The following is a 22,317-nucleotide window of genomic DNA, read 5'->3' on the forward strand; positions in this document are numbered from 1 at the left end:
GAACCTGCCGCCCGGTAGTGCTGTTGCGGAAACCAGTACGTGACGGGTAGGGCAGCCAGGAAACAAGTCTCAATTTACTAAGGTGTATGCGTCTTTCTTTCCTCTTTGTTGCATTCGTGGGAATCATCGTGGGGGCCACAGCTCCGGCGGCCAAAGCCCAGTCGGATGGTACCACAGCCCACGGAGTAGTGAAATGGGGCGGCTACATTGAGGTGCCCAGCCTGAACCCCCGCAAGCAGAAAGTGCCGGGCTTCAGCGAAGCCCAGCTGGTGCTCGATGACCAGGTTGGCTGGTTCAGCATGCGCCTGAGTGGGGAGGTGCGCCAGGGCGAGTTCCTCAACATGGTGTACGAGCCGTTTTCAGCGGCCGATGCTAAGCTGTTCAATAGCAGCAAGCTGCCGGCTGGCCCCGAGGCCCAGCTCGTCACCGGCGTTGAGATGAAGCAGGCCGTTACGTTCCTGCGCCTGCGCCCCGTGCGGCGCGGCCCCCAGAGCGGCCAGCCCGAGCGCCTGGTTTCGTTCGACTACCGCTACGCGCCCGCCGGGGCCGGCGTGGCCGCCCGGGGCACCGCCTCTACCCGCAACTACGCCGCCCATTCGGTGCTGCAAAGCGGCGACTGGTACAAGCTGGGCGTGGCCGAAAACGGCAACAGCAAAAGCGGCATCTACAAGCTCGATAAAGCTGCGCTGAGCAAGCTGGGCCTGCCGTCGGGCCTCAACCCCAACAACCTGCACCTGTACGGCAATGCCATGGGCATACTGCCCCAGGCCAACGCCGCCTACCGGCCCGATGACCTGATGGAGAATAACATCATGTTTGTCAACAGTAATAATGACAACGTACTGGACGACAACGAGTACTTCCTGTTTTATTCGCCCGGGGCGCATACCTGGGCGGCGCAGGGTGGCATGTTCCGGCACCGCAACAACGTTTACACCGATACTGCTTACTACTTCGTGAAAGTGGATGCGCGGCCGGGCCTGCGGGTGCCGGTGAAGGCCGCCGTGCCGGCCACGGGCCAGCCCGTCAGCATCACCAGTTTCACCTACCGCGACTTCTACGAGCACGACCTGGTGAACCTGCTGCACTCGGGCCGCAACTGGGTGGGCGAGGGTTTCCAGGTGGGCGGCAAGCAGGAGTTTACGCTCGGCGGAATCAGCGATTTGGTGCCGAATAGCTCGGTACGTGTCACCACGAACTTGCTGGCCAGCTCCTCGGTGGCTAGCGCTTTTCAGGTTACGCTGAATGCGCAGCCCCTGGCTACTCAGCTCATTGAGGCTCGGTCCGGCCAGCCGTTCTCGGCCGAAACCATTGTGTCGTCATCCACCAACCAGTTGAGCCTGAGTGCGCCGGGTACTGAGCTGCGGCTGGAGCTGACGTATAGCAGCAACGACCCTGGCGCCAGCGGCTACCTCGATTACTTTGAGATTAACGCCGAGCGCCTGCTCAAGCTCAGCGGCCCGCAGCTGGAGTTCCGGACGCTGACCAACGTTGGTCCCGGCCGGCAGAACCGCTACGTTTTTGCTGGCCTGCCTACCGGGGCCGTGGTGTGGGACGTGACCAACCCGCGCCGCCCCCAGGCCATGACGCTCGATGCCAGCAGTAGCTTCATCGCGCCGGCCGATACGGTGCGCGAGTTTGTGACCCTGCAACCCGGTGGCGACTTTAGCGACCACCCGGTGCGGGCCTTCGGCAAAGTAGCCAACCAGGACCTGCACGCGCTCAATAGCACCGTGGGCGCGCCCATGCTGGACCTTGTGATTGTGACGCATCCGACGTTTCTGGCGCAGGCAAAGCAGCTGGCCGCTCACCGCACCACGCACGACAACCTGCGGGTGGCGGTGGCCACTACCGGCCAGATATACAATGAGTTTGGCTCGGGCGGGCAGGACGTGTCGGCCATCCGCGATTTTATGAAGATGCTGTACGACCGCGCTCCGGCCGGCAAAAACATGCAGCTGCTGCTACTGGGCGATGCTTCGTATGATTATAAGTCGGACCCGTACAACGACAAGAGCGCCGAGCCAGACTGGTGGAAAAAAAGGGTGCCGTTTAAAACCGATGCCAATTTTGACGCCTTCAACCAGAACTACGTGCCCACCTACGAGTCGCGGGAGTCGCAGTCGCCCTACCCGTCGTACCCGCCCGGTTTCTATGGCCAGGCCAGCTATTCTTCCGATGATTTCTATGGCCTGCTGGATGACAACGAAGGCGAGTGGGACGAGCAGAACCTGGGCAGCGAGCTGTTTGATATTGGCGTGGGCCGCCTGCCGGTGCGCCTGCCCAAAGGCGAGCTGAACAACACCACCCAGGCCCAGCAGATGGTGAACAAGGTGATTGGCTACGATGCCACCGCCGCCTACGGCAAGTGGCGCAACCGTATTACGCTGGTGTCGGACGATGGCAACAACAACATCTTCATCGACAGCAGCATTGGTTCCGATGCCATTGCCAACATCATCAATGCCACCGCCCCGGTTTACAACGTGCACAAAGTGTACCTGGACCTGTACGCCCAGCAGGCCGTGGCCGCCGGCCAACGCTCGCCCGATGCCAACCGCGCCATCGACCAGTCGGTGGAGCAGGGCTCGCTGATTGTGAACTACCTGGGCCACGGTGGCCCCAAGGGCCTGGCCGATGAGCAGATTGTGACCAACGCCTCGGTGCTGGCCCTGCGCAACCCCAACAACCTCACGTTCTTCACCACCGGCACCTGCGATTTCAGCACCTACGACAACCCCGATTTCACCTCGGCCGGCGAGCAGTCGCTTACCGATAATGCTACGGGCGGGGCCGTGGGGCTCTTCACCACCACCCGCGTGGTTGAGGCCGGCCTCAATGCCGGCCTCAACCAGCGCTACTTCAACCGGGTGCTGCAGCCCATCAATGGCCAGATGCCCAACATCGGCACCATTGTGATGATGAGCAAGAATGACTACCAGGCCGGGGGCATCAACAACCGCAACTATTCGCTGCTGGCCGACCCCAGCATGGTGCTGGCCTACCCCAAGCAAACGGTGGTGCTCGACAGCGTGCGCCAGCGCATCGGGAAAGGTTGGGTGACTGCCGACACCTTGCACGCGCTGTCGCGCATTCGCCTGCACGGCAAGCTGCTGAACAACGGTACCCTGAACGCCACGTTTACCGGCCGGGCCCAGGTTACGATTTACGACAAGCCCACCACCGTGATGACCCTCGGCAACGAGCCCGGCGATACGCCATCGCCGATTAGGATTCAGGAGAGCGTGATTTATGGCGGGCAGGCCGATGTGGTGAACGGCCAGTTCAGCCTGGTCTTTGTGGTGCCCAAAGACATCAATTACCAGGTTGGAATGGGCAAAATCAGCCTTTACGCTTCAGATGCTACCCACAGCATCGACGCCAACGGCTACCAGACACGGCTGGCGGGTGGAGCCTCCCGCAATGCGCCTGAGGACAACCAGCCGCCGCGCATCAGTCTCTTTATGGACAGCAAGGCATTCGTGTTCGGCGGCCTCACGGGCCAGACCACCACACTGCTGGCCGATTTGGCCGACGAAAACGGCATCAATACCACGGGCACGGGCATTGGCCACGACATCACGGCTGTTATCGACCACGACCCTAATAAGCTGCTGGTACTGAACGAGAGCTATGTGGCCAACGTGGGGGACTTTACCTCGGGCAACGTGAAAAATCTGTTCAAAGACCTGAGCACGGGGCCGCACTCGCTCACGGTCAAAGCCTGGGATACTTATAATAATTCGTCCGAGAAGGAGATTGAGTTCATCGTAGCCCACGATGTGAAGCTGGCGCTCGACCATGTGCTGAACTACCCCAATCCGTTTGCCCACTCCACTACGTTCTTCTTCGACCACAACCAGGCGGGCAGCGAACCCGACAACCTGGATGTACAAGTGCAGATTTTTACCGTGGCCGGCCACCTGGTGCGTACCCTCAATGCCATTGTGCCCAGCACCGTAGCCCACCAGCAGAGCATCAGCTGGAACGGCCGCGACGATTACGACGACCAGCTGGCGCGCGGCGTATACGTTTACCGCCTCACCGTGCGTTCGCAGCGTAACAATTCGGTGGCTTCGAAATACGAAAAACTCGTCATCCTCAATTAATCCGCTTTTATTTGCGCCCGGGCCACACCCGGTCCTCATTTCCCACCTCTATGCAGCTTCTTTTTTCCCGTTCGCGCGTGGCGCTTTCAGCCGGCTTGCTGGCCGTAGTGGCCACTGCCCAGGGCCAGACTACACCCCACACCATTACCACGGCCGTGCCTATTCTGACCCTCAGCCCCGATGCGCGTTCATCGGCGCTGGGCGAGGCGGGTGTGGCAACTTCGCCCGACGCGAACTCGGCGTATTTTAACCCGGGCAAGCTGGGCTTCGTGCAGTACAAGTACGCCGCCTCGGTATCCTACTCGCCCTGGCTGCGCAACATCACCGACGATATGAGCTTGTCGTACCTCTCGGGCTACGCCAAGGTGGGCAAGCGCTCCGCCTTTGGGGCTTCGCTGATGTATTTCGATTTGGGAAGCATTGACTACCGCGACGGCGGCAATCTGCCGGTCGGTTCTTTCAACCCCAAAGAGTATGCCCTGGCCGTGTCCTACGGCTTGCAGCTGACGGATAATTTCGGGGTGGGCGCTTCGGTGCGCTACATCCGCTCCAACTTGGTGGGAGCATACGCAAACAACGATGCCAAGTCCGGCAATGCCGCTGCCGTGGACCTGGGGGCCTATTATTCCAAGGATGCCACCATTGGCACCGGCATCTATAACCTGGCTTTTGGGGCTTCGATAACCAACATCGGCAACAAGATGACCTATGCCGACCCGCTCAACCCCAGCTTCCTGCCCACTACGCTGAAGCTGGGCACGGCCATCACCCGCGAGATTGACCAGTACAACAAGATTACGGTCACCTTCGACGCCAGCAAGCTGCTCGTGCCCTCGCCGTACTACGAAACGCTTCTTGTTGGTGGCACAATAGCCGAGCGGAATGCGCAGTTGGAGTTTATTAAAGCCGAAAACACCCGCCGCAACAACCAGAACATCGTGAGTGGCATCTTCAACTCGTTCAACGATGCGCCCGGTGGCTTTAAGGAAGAGCTGCGCGAAATCAACCTTTCCAGCGGCTTGGAGTACAACTACAACGATATCACCCTACTATTTTCAGGTACAAAAACGGGGGTGCCCGACTTTGGGGTTACGACACCTCACCCGCAAAACCTGTTCTGCCCCGTGAAGCAACACTTCGCCGCTAAAATTACGACGCTTTTGCAGCAGGCCCTGTTTGTGGGCCACTCGTCCCGCCAAAGTTTGTGGGCTACGTTTGCATTCTGGCCTGACAAAGAGCCGCAACGTGCAATTCGGCGAGGTGGCCCAGCACCTCAATGACGCGGCCAAGCCCGCTTCGAACGAAACGCGCATTCAGGACTTTTCCGCGAAGTAGACCTTCAATTACGTACTGGTGGCCAGGGGATTTACTGAGTTTGTTGCCTGCGCAGGGCAAGCTGCGCTTATGCTCGACCGCACGGAGTGGACTGCCAGCCAAGTGAACATCCGTTTGTCACCGTCGGCACGGGCGAGGTCCACGTGCTCCTTTATTGGCACCTGCTCGACAACCGCAGCGGCAACCTTAACGCTGCTGACCGCATCGCGGCGCTCGAAAGCGCTCATCTTGCTAAAGACCGCATCGGCCTGGTCAGGGGCGGCGACCGGGAATCGCTTGGCCATGCGTGGTTCAAGTGGCTCAAAGACAATGGGCTTAATTTTGTCATGCGCCTGCCCACCACTGCCTGACCCACGCCGACGGCCGGCGCAGGCTGCCGACCTGGGCCTGGTGCCGCTATGCGCGCCGCTTCGCCCACGTGCAGGTCGACGGAGTCTGGGGCAGGTTCGGGTCAAGGCCGTGGCGGGTGACGCGTTTGTCTTCCTGTTTGCCACGGCCGGTCTGAAACCACCTCGAGCAACTCTATGCCAAGCGCTGGACGATTGAGCAATGCTTCAAAATCTGAAAGGGCGGGGCTTTAACCTGGAATACTCCACTGCTGTTTCCAAAGCTGCAAGCTGTGGCCCTGGTCAGCCACCGCGTTTTGTCTGGCAGGGGCGCGGCTGCTCCACGGCGGCCGCCAGCCCATTGCCCGCAAAACCACGGCTACCGCCGCCAGCCTGAGCCGCCACGGCTCAATCTGCTCGCCAACTCGCCCGCCCGCTGACCCTGCCTGAGGACCCATTGGCCCGCTTGGCTGAACGCTACTGAACTGATTACGAGGCAAATTTGCTAAAATCAATTACTAAAAATAGTAGGGTAGAGTACGGCAACGACCTGCTGTATGCGCGGGGCGGCTACTTCTACGAAAACCCCGAAAAGGGTGGCCGTCAATACGCAAGCCTGGGCCTGGGCGTGCGCTACCAGGTATTTGGCATCGACGGCACCTACCTGGTGCCCACGGGCCAGAACAGTCAGGCCAATCCCCTGGCCCAGACCATTCGCGTATCGCTGCACTTCAACCTGAACAAGCTGTCTGAGGCGTTCGACCAGAACGGGGCCGGTGGCACCAGCGGCGACACGCCTTCGAACTAACCCGTCCTTTTTTAGTTACCCCACAGCTCCCCTTCTCGGCCGAGAAGGGGAGTTTGTTATTACTGCTTATGCCTTCTTCTTCGACTTCTGCTTCGATGCTCGACCGTACCGTTGCCCCTCCCGTTCAGCCGCTGGCCCGCGTCACGCTGCCCGATGCCGATGTACACACCCTGCCCAGCGGTGCCCGCCTGCACGTACTGGCCAACGATGCCCAGCCCGTAGTGCGCCTGCAAGCCGTGTTCCGGGCCGGCAAGCTGGCCGAAAACCGCCCCGGTCTGGCTTCCCTCACTGCCCGCATGCTGCTGGAGGGCACCACCACCCGCACCGCCCGCCAGATTGCCGACGAGGTGGCCTTCTACGGTGCTTCGCTCGACTGCGACTCCGGCTTCGACCGCTCCACGCTCACGCTCTACTGCCTCACCCGGCACCTGCCCACGCTGCTGCCGCTGGTGATTGACGTGCTCAGCAATCCCGCCTTTCCGGCGGCCGAGCTGGAGCAGCTGAAAACCCGCACCATCCAAAATGCGCGCGTCGAGCGCAAAAAGACCAGTTACCTGGCCTCCGAGCGGTTCAATGAATTGCTCTTCGGGGCCGATACAGCCTACGGCCAGCCCTTCGACGCCGAAGCCTACCAGACCCTGACGGCAGTGGAAGCACAGGCTTTTCATCAGACGATGTATTCGTTTAGTAACGCCGAGATTTTCCTCTGTGGCGATGTGGCCGCTGAGCAGGAATTGGTGGCCGCTACCTTCGGCACGGCCCCGGTTACGGCAGTGCCCCTGGCCGCGTCGCCCGCCGTTGACGAGCCCGTCATTTCTGCGCTGCCCGACCGGGTTTCTGTGACCGGCAGCTTGCAGGCGTCCATTCGCATGGGCCGGCCCTGGCCCGCGCCCACCCACCCCGATACCCACCGCCTCCGGCTGCTGGTGAACGTGTTCGGCGGCTACTTTGGCTCGCGCCTGATGCGGAATATCCGCGAAGACAAGGGCCTGACCTACGGCATTTACGCCAGCGTGGCTCCGCGCGAGTTCGGGACAACGCTCGTTATCGGCACCGATGTGAAAGGCGAAAGCGCCGACTTCGCGGTGAGTGAGATTGAGCTGGAGCTGCGCCGCCTGCAGGAAGAGCTGATTCCGGAAGAGGAGCTGGAAACGGTGAAAAACTACATCCTGGGCAAGTTTGCCAACGAGCTGTCCACCGTTTTCGAGCAGTGCGATAAATATAAGAACCTCGTGTTCCTGAACCTGCCGGCCGACTACTACACCCAATTCGTGCAGCAAACCGAAGCCGCCGATGCTCAAACGCTGCAAGCGCTGGCTCAGTCCTACTTCGCACCCACAACTATGCAAACGGTTATCGCCGGCCCGCCGCTGAAGCTTACCGCCTAAGCATGGGCGAACGGTAATAACACGAAAAACGGTCATGCTGAGCGCAGCCGAAGCATCTCTGCCGCATAAGTAATCTATTTACTATTGCAGTAGAGATGCTTCGGCTCCGCTCAGCATGACCGTTCTTATTTAGCGAGAAGCGAGGCTATTAGGCCGGCTCCTGAATGGCGGGCGGCGTAGCGTTGTACTCAACTGTAGCGGTGCGGTGCTCCGCGCCTTTTTTGCCCTTGTCGTCCTTCACATCGCGGCGGCTGAAGGGGCGGATGATGAGCCGCAACGCCTGGTCGGAGCTGAAATAGCTGAAGGCCCAGTCTACCAGCGCCACCACTTTATTGCGGAAGCCCACCAGCGTCATCAGGTGCACAAACAGCCAGGTGAGCCAGCCAAAGAAACCGTTGAAGTGGATGTTCCCGGGCAGGTCGACCACGGCCTTATTGCGGCTCACGATGGCCATTGAGCCCTTGTTGTTGTACACGAAGTCGCGGGGCGTTTCGCCGCGCAGCATACGCTGGAGGTTGAGGGCCAGGTGGTCGGCGTGCTGCTGGGCCACGGGCGCGAGCATGGGCATGCCCTGGGGCATGTCGGTGGTCACCATGTTGGCCACATCGCCGATGGCGAAAATGTTGGTCTGGCCCTGCACCAGGTTCCAGTCGTTCACCGTGATGCGCTTGTTGCGGGTCACGGACTCGGCGGGCAGACCGGGCACTTCGGCCCCGTTCACGCCGGCGGCCCACACCAGGTTTTCGGTCTGAATAAATTCAGTGTCCGAGAAATAAGCCTTGCCGTCTTCGTAGCGCTTAATGGGCGTGTTGAGCTGCACCAGCACGCCCAGGTCGTCCATGTAGCGCTTAGCATCGGCCTGCGAGGCCAGCGACATGGTCCCGAGCAGCGCTGGCCCGGCCTCTACCAGAAAAATCTGCATGGCTCGCAGGTCCAGCTCCGGGTAGTCCTTGGGTAGCACGTGCTTGCGCATTTCGGCCAGCGAGCCGCTGATTTCCACGCCCGTGGGGCCGCCGCCCACTACCACGATGTTCAGCAGCGCCTGCTTCTCGGCCGGGTCGTTGGTGAGCAGGGCTTTCTCAAAATTCTGAAAGATGAAGCTGCGCAGGTTCAGGGCATTCGGGATGCTCTTGATTTGCATGGCGTTGCGCTCAATGCTCTCCAGCCCGAAGAAGTTGGTGAGCGAGCCGGTGGCCAGCACCAAGTAGTCGTATTGGATATGGCCTACGCTGGTTACCAAGGTATTGGTGGTGGATTCTATCCGCTGCACATCGGCCATGCGGTAGAAGAAGTTGGTCTGCCCCGCAAAAATCTTCCGAATCGGATACGCAATGCTATCCGCTTCGAGCGCGCCGGTAGCTACCTGGTACAGCAGCGGCTGGAAGTTGTGGTAGTTGTTGCGGTCGACGACGACGACCTGCACCGGGGCCTTGTGCAGCGCCTGGGCCAGGCGCAAACCGCCAAAGCCACAGCCTACAATAACGACGCGCGGCTTATCCGAAACGGGGAGGTTAGTATCCATAAGACCACAGATTAAGTTGATTTCAACCGGTTAAACAGATTTCTATGGTTTCTGGTTGGCTATTGGCCTGAAATACTTGTATATATTGGGATGGCTGGTGGTTGTGCGTTTGGCTGGTTTAGGCATTTCAGTAGCCGTTTGATTTCCAGATGGGGAGTGCTGAAATTGAGCATCGGCCCTACCGGAATCCCGAATGCTTCGAGGTCGTTGAGTAGTTGCGAACTGTGAGCTGGAGTCAAACTGTCGAATGCTTTCAACTCAACTAATATTTGGCCTTCCACGAAAAAGTCGGCCCTGCGGGAGCCGACTTTTTCGTTCTAAATAAGTGGGCAAGTCAATTTTGCGCTCGGCGTTCAACCCCTTCAACGGGTAAAAGGTAGCGAAAGGAAGTCCGAATCAGAACCATAAAAACCCGTTCAATCGGTTGAAATCCACTTAATCTGTGGTCCTATTCGTCGTCGTAGTTCTTCTTCTTAAACTCGCCTTTTTTCACCTGCTGAATGAGCTGGAGCCAGCTAAACGGGTTGAGCAGCGGGTTGTTGGAGTACTGGTTGGGGGCCATGCCCATGCGGCGGTCGTAGTCGAGCTGCTGGTTGCTCATCGACTGGCGGAAGTTAGCCACCGCGCCCATGGGCTGGGTGCGGAAAATGCGGTTCATCAGCTCTTGGTTCAGGTTGTCGGCGGCGGCGGTGCCGCGCTCCGTGGGCAGGCGCAGGGCCAGGAAGGCTTTTTTGAAGTCGCGCTCGGTGGTGTAGGGAAACACGCGCACCTCGGGCAGCACGGTGGCATCTTCCTTCAGCTGCACGATAACGGAGTAGCTCTGGCGCTGAAAATCCTTCGGAATGATGATGGTCTGGTTGGCATAGCCCAGCGAGCGAATCACGATGCTGTCGCCGGCCAGCACGGCCATCGAGAAATAGCCGTAGATGTTGGATGCCGTGCCCCGGCCCGCCTTGGGCACATATATCGTGGCCCCGGGCACGCCCAGCAGGCTGTCGCCGGTAGCCACAATGCCGGTGAACTGAATCACCTTGCGCTTGCCCTGGGCGTGCGCGCCCGAGCCGGCCAGCAGCATGAGCAGCAGCGCTGCGGCAAAAAAGAAGGGAAAGCGACGAAGGCGCAAGAAATCAGGCATATTCAGATAGCGGAAAAACAAATATACGGCATCCGATTCGGGGCCGATGGTAACTTTGGGCAGAAAGAACGACGGGCAAACCTCCCCTTCCCAGACAGCAGATGCGCTTGAAACATTTCACGGTTGCTTTTGGGCAGCAACTTTTTAAATCTTTGGGCGATGAAAGCCGCGTGCGCATCCTGCATTTGCTGTGGCGCAACCAGGAAATGGTGGTGGCCGATTTGGAACAAGTGCTGGATTTCACCCAGACCAAAACCAGTCGGCAATTATCGTACTTAAAAAATGCAGGTTTGGTGAATGTGCGCCGGCTCGATAACTGGATGTATTATTTCCTGAAAGAAGAGACGGCCGAGCTGCTCCAGGAGTTGCTGGCCTTCATGGAAAAAGACCCCCAACTGCTGCACGACCAGCAAGTGTACCAAACCCTGTGGTCGAACCGCGAGCTGGCCGCGTATAAGCTGCAAAACCGCCACTGGCACGGCCTGGGGTAGGCTTTCGTAAGACCGTCATGCAGAGCGCAGCGAAGCATCTTTACCGCAGTAGTAAATAAATGCGTTGCGCGGTAAAGATGCTTCGCTGCGCTCTGCATGACGGTCAGCTTCTTGTTTTTCGTCGTTAATTATGAGTACCGTTCGCCGCCTTTTTGTGTGCACCAATCAGAAATCTGGAGTAGGGGAGGACGTGGCCAAAGCTCTGAAGAAAGAGCTGAAGATTCAGGGCCTGAAAAAGCTGCTGCACGGGGGGGAGCGCGAGCAGGTGCGGGTGCAGACCTGCAATTGCCTCGACCTGTGTAAACAGTGCAAAAAAGGCCCCGGCGCGGCCCTCATCGTATATCCCGAAGGCACGGCCTACGGTAAAGTGCGCCCCGCCGATGCCGCCGAGCTGGTGGCCCGGCACCTGGGCCTGGGGCAGGTGGTGGAGCGCTTGCTGCTGTGCGACGAATAGGCCGGCAAAAGCTAGCCTCCGCGGGGTAAAAAGGGCCTTTGGCCGGCCACGCCGCCGCTACTGCCAACCGTAGGGCTCCATAATCCGTTGATAGAGCAATTTATTTGCTTCTCATTTCCGCTCCCATGCGTTTTTCTCTCGCAGCCCTGGTCTTCTCCGGGCTGAGCTTTACCGCCGCCGCCCAGCCAGCTGCGCGCCCCGATTCGGTTTACACCACGCCCCCGGCCGCGCCTCGCAGCGTTGGCCTTGCGCCCCCGGCCGGGCAGCAGCTTCGCAGCACGAAGTCTTTCGGCCAGCTGGGTAAGAATGGCAATCTTAGCCTGCTGCCCATTCCGGTGCTGTTTTATCAGGCCGAAACCGGACTTGGCTACGGCCTGGGTGCCTTGCTCAGCGGCCGGTTCTCGGCCGATACCCTTACCCGGCCTTCCAACGCGCGGCTGCAGTACTGGACCACCACCGAGGGCCAGTCGCTCATTCAGCTGGTGCACTCGGTGTACACGCCGGGCGAAAAGTTTTACCTGAACGGTGAAATCAGCGCCTACGACATCCTGCTATATTACTACGGCAAAGGCCCAGGCACTACCAGCGCCAACGAGTCGGAAACGGATTACAAGCTGTTCATTATCAACCAGCGGATTCAGAAGCAGATTGCACCCAAGCTGTTTTTTGGTGCGCTGTACCGTTTCACCAACATTACGGGGGTGGGCGCGCCGGCCAAAACCACCGACGGCAACAGCACCAACTTCTTCTACAACGACTCGCGCATGACCGAGCGCGAACGGAAGAATACCCGGATTTCGGGCCTCGGGCCGGTCCTCACCTACGACACGCGCGATGTGCCGCTGGCCGCCTTCAGTGGCAATCTGCTCGATGTGAGCGCCACCTTTAACGGCACGGGCCTGGGTTCCGACTACCGCTTTACGCGCTATCAGGTCGATGCCCGCCACTTTCAGCCGCTGGGGTCCAACCGCACCATTCTGGCCGCGCAGTTCCTCGGGCAGTTCCATACCGGCGATGTGCCATTCCGCGAGCTGGCCGGCATTGGTGCCAACTTGGGCGGCACGCTTTACAACAACGCCAACCTGTTGCGCGGCATTTACGAGCAGCGCTACCGCGACCGCCAGATGATAATGTTTCAGGCCGAAATCCGTCATAAGCTGTTCCCCAATGCTACTATCAGCTGGTTGAAGCGTTTCGACGGGGCCGTGTTCGGCGGCGTGGGCAACGTAAACCAGTACGTCGACAAGTTCAGCCTCAGCGATACCAAGTACGCCGGGGGCGCGGGCATCCGCTTCAACTTCATCCGCCGCGACCGCGTGAACCTGCGCCTCGACTACGCCGGCGGCACCGGCAGCAAGCCGGGCATCCTGTTTGCCATCGGCGAAGCCTTCTAGGTAGGAATTATAGAATTGCGTAAAAAGCCTCTTCTGATTTCAGAAGAGGCTTTTTTGTAAATTTTAACCCCGATTATAATCAAAACAGCTGCCGCTGCCAGCGCGCTGATTACCTGGGAAATGCTGGCTGTAAAACCCCATCCGTGAGCGAATTGGCGCATTAGTGGCGTAAGCTCCGCCTTATCCTTTCGCCATTGCCCGGCGTACACCCGCCCGATGGACCACGCTACCCCCGCGCGTTTCCTGGCGGCCCACGAGGCCACGGCTACCGCTCCCATTTCTTTGCTGCTGCGGCAGCCCCTGCCACCCCGCGACCAATGCGCGGCCGGCCTGCGCATCAGCGTCATCATTCCAGCCAAAGACGAAGCCGCCACCCTGCCCGCCACCCAAACCACCGAGCACGGCCAACCCCTGCCCCCAGCAGCTTCGAGGTCATCGTATTGGCCAATAATTGCCGGGATGCTACTGCTGCCGTGGTGCGCCGTCAGGGCACTAGCACGGTAGCGGCCTGTTGGCATTTCAGAAACTCCCGCAGCCGCGCTACGGCTTCGGTGAATCCGGGCTTATTTGGGCCGTCGGGCAACCCGCCATCGGACAGGGCCAGCAGCATCGGCTCCGTTGCATCGGCCCCCAGAATGGTGAGGGCGTGGCGGAACTCGGCCGCCCGCACCGCCTGCCGCGCCGGTGCCGAAAATAGCACCCAGCTGGGGTGCGACATGGTGCCGTCGCTCGCCAGCACAGCCGCCGTGGGCTGCCCGGCCAGGCGCAATATCTCCAGGCTGATGGTTTCGATGGCGGTACGCATCATGTTGGCGTAGGCCACGGTGGCTTCGGCTCCTTCAGGCGTTGCAGCACTGGGGCGGGCGGCATTTTCTGCGCCCCCGCGCAGCCATTGGCGGCCGCTTTTCAGCATAATGGCCATTTCGCCGAGGCGCTGGCGCTGGTAGGGGTCGTCGGTGCGACCGAGGCTGCGCAGGAAGTCGCGGGTTTCGTCAAAAGCAGCTTCGGCCCCGCCCAGCTGCACGGCCGCAAACCGGATGGCTCCGCCGCTGAACGCCGGCTGCTGGTAGTAGGCATTGGGCGGGCCGATGAGGTCCTCTGGGCCGATTTTCAGCCCGGTCAAATCGGCCCGGAAGCTGGCGGTGGCCCGCATGCCTATCGGCTGCCAGAAAGAGCGGTCCAGCGCGGGCGGCTGGGCATCGGCCGGCAGCACAAACAGCTGCCAGCCCTGCCCATGCGGCAGCGCCCCGGTAATGAGCGGCCGCGCCAGCTGCCCGGCCCCGGAAGCGAAGGTTTTGGCCCCGCGCAGGCGGTAGCGGCCGTTGGGCAAGTCCTTCAGGTGCACGCCATCGACCGGGTTCTCAGTGTTCCAAACGCCGAATAAGCGCCCGGCGCGGGCATCGGCCGCATAGCCGGCTACCTGCGCTGCCGTGGCCAGCTGCTGAATAAGCAGCAGTGCGTTGGTGTGGCCTTCAAATACGCGCCCCATCGCTAGGTTGCTCCGCCCAACGTGCTACAACACCCGCAGCAGCGGCAGCGTGGCCGCCGGCGAGTGCAGCCCGGCTCCGCCCAGGGGCGCCGGTAGCGCCGCCGTGAGCAGCCCGGCCGCGTGCAGCCAGCCAAACTCCTGGATGGGAAAGCCGCCTTCCACATCGGTAGCGGCCGCCTGGTCGAAGAGACGGGGAGCCAGCTGCGCGGCGGCCTCTTCGGCTTCGGTAGGCGTCATCACGGCCGGGGTGGGCGCTTCAATAGGGCCGGGTTCGGTAGCGGGCAAAGCGGCCGCGGTAGTCAGCATGTGCTAGAATGGGTAAAGCAGGGTTCTTTGCTATACTTATCAAAGTGGCGCAGTGTTCGGCCAGCGCTGATTTTGCAGCCGCCGGGCGCGGTGGTAATAATTCGGTAACACTGCCCGCAGACGGCAGGCTAAGGCCGGGCGTACCTTCGTGGCGGTAATTATGCCCAGTTTTTCGCCCGTTTTATGTCGTCCCGTCCCATTCGCGCTGCGTTGCTTTCCGTGTATCACAAAGACCGGCTGGCCCCGCTGGTGCAGGTATTGCGCCAGCACGGCGTCACGCTGTACTCCACTGGTGGCACCCAGAAATTCCTCGAAGAAGAGGGTGCCGAAGTAACCGCCGTGGAAGACCTCACCGGCTTTCCCGAAGTATTCGGTGGCCGCGTGAAAACGCTGCATCCCAAGGTGTTTGGTGGTATTCTGCACCGCCGGCACGACGTGGGCGACCTCGCCGAAGCCGAGCAGCACGATATTCCGCCCATCGACCTGGTAGTGGTTGATTTATATCCTTTCGAAGAAACCGTAGCCAGCGGGGCCGAAGAGCAGGACGTCATCGAGAAAATTGACATCGGGGGCATTTCGCTGCTGCGTGCCGCCGCCAAAAACTTCCGCGACGTGCTCGTAATCAGCAGCCGCGACCAGTACGCGGCCGTCACCGAGCTGCTCACCGCCAAAAACGGCGCGACTGACATCGAAGACCGCCGCCACTACGCCGCCGCCGCTTTCGCCACCACCTCGCACTACGACACCGAAATTTTCAACTACATGAGCCAGGGCACGGCCGTAGCCGGTAGCGCCCTCCGCCTCAGCGCCCAGCCCGCCACGCCCCTGCGCTACGGCGAGAACCCGCACCAGGCCGGCACGTTCTACGGCGACCTCACGGCCCTGTTCGACCAGCTGCACGGCAAGCAGCTGAGCTACAATAATTTGGTGGACGTGGATGCCGCCGTGGCCCTCATGGCCGAATTCACCGATGGCGAGCCGGCCTGCGCCATTCTCAAGCACACCAATGCCTGCGGCGTGGCCCAGGCTGCCACTCTGCGCGAGGCCTACGTGAATGCCCTGAGCTGCGACCCAACGTCGGCCTTCGGCGGCGTCATCATCGTAAACAAGGAGGTAGACGCGGCCACTGCCGCCGAGCTCAGCCAGCTGTTCTTCGAAGTCCTTATCGCCCCCGGCTTCGCCGCTGATGCGTTGCCGGTGCTCCAGAGCAAGAAAAACCGTATTCTGCTGCTGCAAAAGCCCGTTGAGTTCCCGAAGAAGCTGGTCAAAACCCTGCTCAACGGCATTATCGAGCAGGATGCCGACCGCCAGACCGAAACTGCCGCTGATTTCCGCACCGTGACCCAATCGGCCGCGACTGAAGAGGAAACGGCCGCCCTCGTTTTCGCCGGCAAAATCTGCAAGCACACCAAGAGCAACACCATCGTGCTGGCCCGGGCCGGCCAGCTGCTGGCCTCTGGCGTGGGCCAGACCTCGCGCGTGGATGCCCTGCGCCAGGCCATCGAAAAAGCCCGCACCTTCGGCTTCGACCTGGACGGGGCCGTGATGGCTTCCGACGCCTTCTTCCCCTTCCCCGACTGCGTGGAAATTGCCGGCGCGGCTGGCATCCGCGCCGTGGTGCAGCCCGGCGGCTCCATTAAGGATGCCGACAGCATTAAGGCCTGCGATGATTTGGGTATGGCCATGGTGCTCACCGGCGTGCGGCATTTCAAGCACTAAGGCTGAGGCAGTTGAACAAAACTCCCCTCCTTTTTAAAGGAGGGGAGTTTTTGCGAAGTAAAAACGGGGGTGGTGCATTGGTCGAACGAAGCCGGCGCAACGCCTGCGCAAGCCGTTCGGCCTTCGTTCGACCAATGCACCACCCCAATTTCAGCTTTGCTGAAATGTCCCCCCCCTTAAAATAAGGAGGGTAGCTGGTCGTTGTGCGGTAGCACCAACCCCGCGCAAACCTTCCGTACCTTTGCACATTATTCTGCCCGGCCCTAAAACCGGACTCCGCCTTATTGCAGCTAACTCAATGGGTTTCTTTAATTTCCTGACCAGCGACATCGCCATCGACCTGGGTACGGCCAATACGCTCATTATTCATAACGATAAAATCGTGGTGGATGAGCCGAGCATCATCGCCAAAGACCGCACTACTAATAAAGTCATCGCCGTGGGCCGCCAGGCCCAGCAGATGCACGAAAAAACGCACGATAACATCCGTACCATTCGCCCCCTGAAGGACGGCGTGATTGCCGATTTCCACGCCGCCGAGGAAATGATTAAGGGCATGATTAAGATGATTGACACGCGCAAGCGGCTGTTTCAGCCCTCGCACCGCATGGTCATCTGCATTCCGTCGGGTATTACCGAGGTAGAGAAGCGCGCTGTGCGCGACTCCGCCGAGCACGCCGGAGCCAAGGAAGTCTGGATGATTCAGGAGCCCATGGCCGCTGCCATTGGCATTGGCATCGACGTGCAGCAGCCCGTCGGTTCGATGATTATCGACATCGGAGGTGGCACCACCGAAATCGCGGTAATTGCGCTGTCGGGCATCGTGTGCGACCAGTCTATTAAAACGGCCGGCGATGTGTTCAATCAGGATATTCTCGACTACATGCGCCGGCAGCACAACCTGCTCATCGGCGAGCGTTCGGCCGAGCGCATCAAAATTGAAGTTGGTGCGGCCCTCACCGAGCTCGACGTGCCGCCGCCCGACCACGAAGTGCGCGGCCGCGACCTGATGACGGGCATTCCGAAAGTTATCAAAGTAACCTTTTCGGAAATCGCCATTGCCCTCGACAAATCAGTAGCTAAAATTGAAGAAGCGGTATTGAAAGCCCTCGAAATTTCGCCGCCCGAATTGTCGGCCGATATCTACGAAAACGGCATTCACCTCACCGGCGGCGGCGCCCTGCTGCGTGGCCTGGACAAGCGCCTGGCTGCCAAAACCAAGCTGCCGATTCACATTGCCGAAGACCCGCTGCGCGCCGTGGTGCGCGGCACGGGCAAGGCTATTAAGGACATCCAGGCCTTCAAAGGCGTGTTGCTGACGTAACTCAAGATGATAATAGTTGAACGTCATGCAGAGCGCAGCGAAGCATCTTTACTGCGTAAGTAATCAGATTTACTACAGCGGTAAAGATGCTTCGCTGCGCTCTGCATGACGTTCTATGTTCTCCGATAAAAAGTAAAATACCTCCGTGCGGAATCTATTTCTTTTCCTATTTCGCTTTCGCGGGGCGCTGGTATTTAGCTTATTGGAAATAATCAGCCTGTATTTATTCATTACCAGTAATTCATATCAGCGGGCGGCGTTTTTTAATTCGGCCAATTCATACGCGGGCATGGTGCTGGCCCGCCGCACCCAGATACTGGACTACTTCCAGCTGGCCGAGATGAACCAGCAGTTGGCCGCCGAAAATGCTGCCCTCCGCCAGCAGCTTTTCCCGGCCGATTCGACGCGCCGCGAGGCCGATTCGGTGGCCCTGGCCCCGGCCCGCGCCGATTCGCTGAAGCGCGTGCGCTACCAGCGGCCGGCAACCAGGCCCGACACCTTATTGCTGGGGCAGCAGCTGGTGGCGGCCCGCGACCCGAGTTATCCACTTATTCCGGCCCGGGTTATCAACAATATGCTGCATAATGTTGATAACTATCTCACGCTGAACGTGGGCAGCGCCGATGGCGTGGTGCCCGGTAAGGGCGTGGTGGCGGCCGGGGGCGTAGTGGGCCGCGTGAAAGTGGTGAGCGCGCATTATGCCACCGTCACGAGCCTGCTGCATTCGCAAACCCGCATTGCCTCCAAAATCAAGCGCGATGGCACGTTTGGCACCATCAAGTGGCAGGGCGACGACCCCACCCACGCGCTGCTCGACAACGTGCTGCGCGAAACCAAGCTGGTGAAGGGAGATACAGTGCTCACGTCGAGCTACAACTCGGTATTCCCCGAGGGTATTTTCATTGGCATCATCGACTCCTTTGTGAAGGAGCCGGACAAGAATTTCTGGACCATCCGGGTGAAGCTGGGCGTCAATTTTGCCAATCTGACCTACGTGTACATCGTGACCAACCGCAACAAGCCCGAGCGCGACACCCTGGAAACCCACACGGGCATGCTGCCGAAAGGAGGGGCGCGTCCATGAGCGGCCTGCGGTTCATTTTTTTGCAGGTGCTGCGCTTCGTGCTGTATGCGGGCGTGCACGTTTTGCTAATCAGCCGGCTGGTGCTGTTTGATTTGGGCTGGTGCTTTTTCTACCTGGGCTTTTTGCTGTTTTTGCCCATCACCACGCCCATCGTGGTGCAGCTCCTGCTCTCGTTTGCGATGGGGCTCACGATGGATATTTTTTACGACACGGGCGGACTGCACGCGGCGGCGGCGGTGCTGCTGGGCTTTCTGCGGCCGTGGGTGTTGCGCCTACTCACCCCGCGCGACGGCTACGACAGCGCCGACGCCGTGAACGTGCACCAGATGGGCTGGCAGTGGTTTGGCGTGTACATGACGCTGCTGGTAGTGCTGCACCACGCCGCGTTTTTCCTGCTGGAGCTGGGCAGCTTCCGGTATTTTGGCATCACGCTGGGGAAAATGTTGGTGAGTGCACTCTTTACCAGCCTCGCGCTGTTGATTGTGCAGCTGCTGTTTTTTCCGGTGCGCCGGGGAAGGAGCTAGTTGTTTAGTTGATTGATATAGAGTGTTATGCTGAGCCTGCCGAAGCATCTCTACCGCTCAATTAATTATTTACTATTGCGGTAGAGATGCTTCGGCAGGCTCAGCATGACGTTCGGGAGAATTTAAATTACCTATGCAATACCTCGAAGGCCGTAAATACGTGGTGCAGGGCATCTTTTTACTGGTGGCCCTCATCTTCCTCACCCGTCTGTTTTTTATGCAGGTGCTGGACGGGACGTATAAGCTGGCCGCCGACAAAAACACCTTGCAGCGCCTGGTGCAGATTCCGTACCGGGGGCTGATTTATGACCGCAAAAACCTGCCGCTGGTGCAGAATACGCCGGTGTACGACCTGGTGGTGGTGCCCCGCGAAGTGCAGCAGCTCGACACGCTCCGCTTTGCCGAATTGCTGCAAATACCGCTGGAAGACCTGCGCACCAGCCTGAAAGCGGCCAAAAAGTATTCGCGCGTGAAGCCCTCGCCTATCCTGCAAAACCTGACGACGGCCGATTTGGCGGTTATTCTGGATAAGCTGGGCGACTTCCCGGGCTTCCGCACCCAGACGCGCATGGCGCGGGCCTACCGCACGCCCAACCTGGCCCACGCCCTGGGCTACGTGGGGGCCATCACGCCGGCTTTTCTCGAAAAGCCCAAATACGCCAAGTATCAGCCCGGCGAGAACGTGGGCATCTCAGGCCTGGAATCTTACTACGAGCAGACGCTGATGGGCCGGCGCGGCGTGCAGTACAAGATGGTGAACGTGCGCGGCATCGAAAAAGGCAAGTTTCGCGGTGGCGAGTTCGACACGCTGTCGGTGGCCGGGCAAGACCTGCACCTGAGCATCGACGCAGAATTGCAAGCGTATGGGGAGAAGCTGCTGGCGGGCCGGCGCGGCTCCATTGTGGCCATCGACCCCAAGACGGGTGAGATTCTGGCCTTCGTTTCGGCCCCGCACTACCAGCCGCAGCTGCTCACGGGCAAGGGCTCAGGCAACCGCTACATGACCCTGCTCAATAACCCCGACCGCCCGCTGTTCGACCGACCGCTGATGGCTACCTATCCGCCCGGCTCGGTGTTTAAGCTGGTGAATGAGCTGGTAGCCTTGCAGTTGGGCGTGGTGCAGCCCAGCACGGGATTCGAGTGCAACCAGAAGCTGGTGAAATGCACCCACCGCCACGAGTATCCGGCCAACGTCAGTCTCGCCATCAAAAACAGCTGCAACCCGTATTTCTACCAGGTGCTGCGGGCTGTGGTGCAGCGCGGGCAGGCCAAGAACAAGTACGACGATGCCCACATTGGGCTGGCGCAGTGGCAGAAAATGGTGAAGTCCTTCGGCTTGGGTGAAAAGCTGGGCGTGGACATGAGCCAGGAAAAGCGCGGCCTGATTCCGTCGCCGGAGTTCTACGACCAGAAGTTTTTCGATAAGAAGCACAACCGCCAGCACCGCTGGAGCTTCCGCAACGTGTACTCACTCAGCATCGGGCAGGGCGAAATCGGTATCACCGGTTTGCAGATGGCCAACGTGCTGGCCACCATTGCCAACCGGGGCTATTACTACACGCCGCATTTCGTGCGCGGCATTGGCCAGGGCGGGCCGCTGCCCGAGTTCCAGCAGAAGCACTACACGGCCGTGGACACGACACTGTTCAAGTACATCATCCCCGGCATGGAGATGGTGGTGGACGGCAACGGCGGCACCGGCAACCTGGCCTCGCTCTCGCAATACGGCATCACGATGGCCGGCAAAACCGGCACCGTGCAAAATCCCCACGGCTTCGACCACGCCACCTTTGCGGCCTTCGCCCCGGTGCAGGACCCCAAAATTGCCATTGCCGTGTTCATCGAGAACAGTGGCTTTGGGGGCACCAGCGCTGCCCCGGCCGCTGGTTTGATGATTGAGAAATACCTCCGCGGCAAAGTGGCCCCGCACCGCAAGCGCTGGGAAGATTGGGTGATGTACGGCGACTTCACCAAGCATCTGCACGGGATGTAGGACGACGTGCGACGTAAACTGACCGTCATGCTTCGCTACGCTCTGCATGACAAACGGAAGTGCCCCAACCTTTCGGCCCCAAAGCTGGTTCTACCCCTTCACAACCCCCGAAAAAACATGGAATCCCTCCAAGGAAAAGTCGCCCTCGTTACGGGCGCAGGCAAAGGCATTGGCCGTTCGGTGGCCCTGGCGCTGGCCGCTGAAGGCGTGCACGTAGGCCTACTGGCCCGCACCGATAGTGACCTGCAAGCCGTAGCGGCCGAGATTATTGCCGCCGGTGGCACTGTCATTACGGCCGTGGCCGATGTGGCCGACCGCACCGCCGTGAATCTCGCCGTGGCTAAAATCCACCAGGAGCTGGGCCCCATTGACATCCTCATCAACAACGCCGGCATTGGCACGTTTGCCAAGTTTCTGGAGATGGAGCCCGAGCAGTGGGAGCACATTATTCAGGTGAACCTGATGGGCACGTACTACGTGACCCGCGCCGTGCTGCCGGTGATGATTGCGCGCCAGACCGGCGATATCATCAATATTTCGTCCACGTCGGGGCAGCGCGCTGCCGCTGGCAGCAGCGCCTACAGCGCCTCGAAGTTCGCGGTGCTGGGCCTCACCGAGTCGTTGATGCAGGAGGTGCGCAAGCACAATATCCGCGTGTCGGCCCTCACGCCCAGCACGGTAGCCACGCCACTGGCCCTCGAAAACAAGCTCACCGACGGTAACCCCGACAAGGTGATGCAGCCTGAGGATTTGGCCGAGTTCATGGTGTCGCAACTGAAGCTGAACCGTCGCATTTTTATTAAAGAGGCCGGTATGTGGTCGACAAACCCGTAATTTCGGGCACCCAATTGTTGGCGAAGCGCCCCCGCAGCCTGGCTGCGGGGGCGCTTCTGGTTATCACCAAACGCTCCAAGCT

At 60.0% G+C, this 22,317-nt stretch carries 19 protein-coding genes and 1 pseudogene; 15 read left to right on the top strand and 5 right to left on the bottom strand.

Annotated elements, in window-relative coordinates:
- Positions 1–86: 86 nt before the first annotated feature.
- The 5 genes from porU (at position 87) to KQ659_RS03745 (ending at position 7,966) form a co-directional block, all read left to right on the top strand.
- Positions 87–4,109, top strand: a complete 4,023-nt coding sequence (gene porU, locus KQ659_RS03725; protein WP_216690244.1) for a type IX secretion system sortase PorU — start codon at positions 87–89, stop codon at positions 4,107–4,109.
- 50 nt (positions 4,110–4,159) lie between these two features.
- A complete protein-coding gene (gene porV, locus KQ659_RS03730; RefSeq protein WP_226929810.1) occupies positions 4,160–5,389 on the top strand; it encodes a type IX secretion system outer membrane channel protein PorV in 1,230 nt (409 codons plus the stop codon).
- Between the two features lie 198 nt (positions 5,390–5,587).
- Positions 5,588–5,794, top strand: a complete 207-nt coding sequence (locus KQ659_RS03735) for a hypothetical protein (RefSeq protein ID WP_226929811.1) — start codon at positions 5,588–5,590, stop codon at positions 5,792–5,794.
- Positions 5,795–6,272: 478 nt separating this feature from the next.
- Positions 6,273–6,578: a hypothetical protein gene (locus tag KQ659_RS03740; protein WP_226929812.1), complete on the top strand. Its 306-nt coding sequence runs from the start codon at positions 6,273–6,275 to the stop codon at positions 6,576–6,578.
- Positions 6,579–6,646: 68 nt separating this feature from the next.
- The gene (locus KQ659_RS03745; RefSeq protein ID WP_216690242.1) at positions 6,647–7,966 is read left to right on the top strand and encodes a M16 family metallopeptidase; all 1,320 of its coding nucleotides are present in this window, start codon (positions 6,647–6,649) and stop codon (positions 7,964–7,966) included.
- A 148-nt stretch (positions 7,967–8,114) separates the two neighbouring features.
- On the opposite strand, the gene KQ659_RS03750 is transcribed toward KQ659_RS03745, so the two are convergent.
- The 3 genes and pseudogenes from KQ659_RS03750 to KQ659_RS03760 all read right to left on the bottom strand — a co-directional run bounded on the left by KQ659_RS03750 (position 8,115) and on the right by KQ659_RS03760 (position 10,623).
- Positions 8,115–9,488, bottom strand: a complete 1,374-nt coding sequence (locus KQ659_RS03750; RefSeq protein ID WP_216690241.1) for an NAD(P)/FAD-dependent oxidoreductase — start codon at positions 9,486–9,488, stop codon at positions 8,115–8,117.
- A 59-nt stretch (positions 9,489–9,547) separates the two neighbouring features.
- A pseudogene (locus tag KQ659_RS22015) lies at positions 9,548–9,790 on the bottom strand (GxxExxY protein); the annotation flags it as partial.
- 146 nt (positions 9,791–9,936) lie between these two features.
- Positions 9,937–10,623: a carboxypeptidase-like regulatory domain-containing protein gene (locus KQ659_RS03760; protein ID WP_168673572.1), complete on the bottom strand. Its 687-nt coding sequence runs from the start codon at positions 10,621–10,623 to the stop codon at positions 9,937–9,939.
- 101 nt (positions 10,624–10,724) lie between these two features.
- On the opposite strand from KQ659_RS03760, the gene KQ659_RS03765 reads away from it, so the two are divergent.
- From KQ659_RS03765 to KQ659_RS03780, 4 genes are all read left to right on the top strand, one after another.
- Positions 10,725–11,114, top strand: coding sequence for an ArsR/SmtB family transcription factor (locus tag KQ659_RS03765; protein ID WP_216690239.1), 390 nt, complete (start codon positions 10,725–10,727; stop codon positions 11,112–11,114).
- A gap of 130 nt (positions 11,115–11,244) precedes the next feature.
- Positions 11,245–11,568, top strand: coding sequence for a (2Fe-2S) ferredoxin domain-containing protein (locus KQ659_RS03770; RefSeq protein ID WP_216690238.1), 324 nt, complete (start codon positions 11,245–11,247; stop codon positions 11,566–11,568).
- A gap of 125 nt (positions 11,569–11,693) precedes the next feature.
- Positions 11,694–12,962, top strand: a complete 1,269-nt coding sequence (locus KQ659_RS03775; RefSeq protein ID WP_216690237.1) for a BamA/TamA family outer membrane protein — start codon at positions 11,694–11,696, stop codon at positions 12,960–12,962.
- 216 nt (positions 12,963–13,178) lie between these two features.
- The gene (locus tag KQ659_RS03780) at positions 13,179–13,466 is read left to right on the top strand and encodes a hypothetical protein (RefSeq protein ID WP_216690236.1); all 288 of its coding nucleotides are present in this window, start codon (positions 13,179–13,181) and stop codon (positions 13,464–13,466) included.
- On the opposite strand, the gene KQ659_RS03785 is transcribed toward KQ659_RS03780, so the two are convergent.
- Both KQ659_RS03785 and KQ659_RS03790 read right to left on the bottom strand, forming a co-directional pair.
- Complete coding sequence (locus KQ659_RS03785; protein ID WP_216690235.1) at positions 13,447–14,451, bottom strand: hypothetical protein; 1,005 nt, start codon at positions 14,449–14,451, stop codon at positions 13,447–13,449. The two genes, KQ659_RS03780 and KQ659_RS03785, sit on opposite strands and share 20 nt — an antisense overlap.
- Positions 14,452–14,475: 24 nt before the next feature.
- The gene (locus KQ659_RS03790) at positions 14,476–14,757 is read right to left on the bottom strand and encodes a hypothetical protein (RefSeq protein WP_216690234.1); all 282 of its coding nucleotides are present in this window, start codon (positions 14,755–14,757) and stop codon (positions 14,476–14,478) included.
- 183 nt (positions 14,758–14,940) lie between these two features.
- Between KQ659_RS03790 and purH the strand changes: the two genes are divergently transcribed.
- The 6 genes from purH to KQ659_RS03820 all read left to right on the top strand — a co-directional run bounded on the left by purH (position 14,941) and on the right by KQ659_RS03820 (position 22,235).
- Complete coding sequence (gene purH, locus KQ659_RS03795) at positions 14,941–16,476, top strand: bifunctional phosphoribosylaminoimidazolecarboxamide formyltransferase/IMP cyclohydrolase (RefSeq protein ID WP_216690233.1); 1,536 nt, start codon at positions 14,941–14,943, stop codon at positions 16,474–16,476.
- Between the two features lie 298 nt (positions 16,477–16,774).
- On the top strand, positions 16,775–17,800 hold the full coding sequence (locus tag KQ659_RS03800; RefSeq protein ID WP_168673580.1) for a rod shape-determining protein: 1,026 nt from the start codon (positions 16,775–16,777) through the stop codon (positions 17,798–17,800).
- A gap of 145 nt (positions 17,801–17,945) precedes the next feature.
- Positions 17,946–18,884, top strand: a complete 939-nt coding sequence (gene mreC / locus KQ659_RS03805) for a rod shape-determining protein MreC (RefSeq protein WP_216690232.1) — start codon at positions 17,946–17,948, stop codon at positions 18,882–18,884.
- The gene (locus KQ659_RS03810) at positions 18,881–19,408 is read left to right on the top strand and encodes a hypothetical protein (protein WP_216690231.1); all 528 of its coding nucleotides are present in this window, start codon (positions 18,881–18,883) and stop codon (positions 19,406–19,408) included. The genes mreC and KQ659_RS03810 overlap by 4 nt, the downstream gene beginning before the upstream one ends.
- 133 nt (positions 19,409–19,541) lie before the next feature.
- Positions 19,542–21,401 (top strand): penicillin-binding protein 2, encoded by a 1,860-nt coding sequence (gene mrdA, locus KQ659_RS03815; RefSeq protein ID WP_216690230.1) that lies wholly within the window; start codon positions 19,542–19,544, stop codon positions 21,399–21,401.
- A gap of 117 nt (positions 21,402–21,518) precedes the next feature.
- Complete coding sequence (locus KQ659_RS03820; RefSeq protein ID WP_216690229.1) at positions 21,519–22,235, top strand: 3-ketoacyl-ACP reductase; 717 nt, start codon at positions 21,519–21,521, stop codon at positions 22,233–22,235.
- The last annotated feature ends 82 nt before the right edge of the window (positions 22,236–22,317 follow it).

The sequence above is a fragment of the Hymenobacter siberiensis genome, assembly GCF_018967865.2.
GTDB classification, from domain to species: domain Bacteria; phylum Bacteroidota; class Bacteroidia; order Cytophagales; family Hymenobacteraceae; genus Hymenobacter; species Hymenobacter siberiensis.

Bases quoted from the DNA above. Each gene is read 5' to 3' on its own strand.
- porU (WP_216690244.1), top strand. From the start codon at position 87: ATGCGTCTTTCTTTCCTCTTTGTTGCATTCGTGGGAATCATCGTGGGG.
- porV (WP_226929810.1), top strand. From the start codon at position 4,160: ATGCAGCTTCTTTTTTCCCGTTCGCGCGTGGCGCTTTCAGCCGGCTTG.
- KQ659_RS03745 (WP_216690242.1), top strand. From the start codon at position 6,647: ATGCCTTCTTCTTCGACTTCTGCTTCGATGCTCGACCGTACCGTTGCC.
- KQ659_RS03750 (WP_216690241.1), bottom strand. From the start codon at position 9,488: ATGGATACTAACCTCCCCGTTTCGGATAAGCCGCGCGTCGTTATTGTA.
- KQ659_RS03760 (WP_168673572.1), bottom strand. From the start codon at position 10,623: ATGCCTGATTTCTTGCGCCTTCGTCGCTTTCCCTTCTTTTTTGCCGCA.
- KQ659_RS03765 (WP_216690239.1), top strand. From the start codon at position 10,725: ATGCGCTTGAAACATTTCACGGTTGCTTTTGGGCAGCAACTTTTTAAA.
- KQ659_RS03770 (WP_216690238.1), top strand. From the start codon at position 11,245: ATGAGTACCGTTCGCCGCCTTTTTGTGTGCACCAATCAGAAATCTGGA.
- KQ659_RS03775 (WP_216690237.1), top strand. From the start codon at position 11,694: ATGCGTTTTTCTCTCGCAGCCCTGGTCTTCTCCGGGCTGAGCTTTACC.
- KQ659_RS03780 (WP_216690236.1), top strand. From the start codon at position 13,179: ATGGACCACGCTACCCCCGCGCGTTTCCTGGCGGCCCACGAGGCCACG.
- KQ659_RS03785 (WP_216690235.1), bottom strand. From the start codon at position 14,451: ATGGGGCGCGTATTTGAAGGCCACACCAACGCACTGCTGCTTATTCAG.
- KQ659_RS03790 (WP_216690234.1), bottom strand. From the start codon at position 14,757: ATGCTGACTACCGCGGCCGCTTTGCCCGCTACCGAACCCGGCCCTATT.
- purH (WP_216690233.1), top strand. From the start codon at position 14,941: ATGTCGTCCCGTCCCATTCGCGCTGCGTTGCTTTCCGTGTATCACAAA.
- KQ659_RS03800 (WP_168673580.1), top strand. From the start codon at position 16,775: ATGGGTTTCTTTAATTTCCTGACCAGCGACATCGCCATCGACCTGGGT.
- KQ659_RS03810 (WP_216690231.1), top strand. From the start codon at position 18,881: ATGAGCGGCCTGCGGTTCATTTTTTTGCAGGTGCTGCGCTTCGTGCTG.
- mrdA (WP_216690230.1), top strand. From the start codon at position 19,542: ATGCAATACCTCGAAGGCCGTAAATACGTGGTGCAGGGCATCTTTTTA.
- KQ659_RS03820 (WP_216690229.1), top strand. From the start codon at position 21,519: ATGGAATCCCTCCAAGGAAAAGTCGCCCTCGTTACGGGCGCAGGCAAA.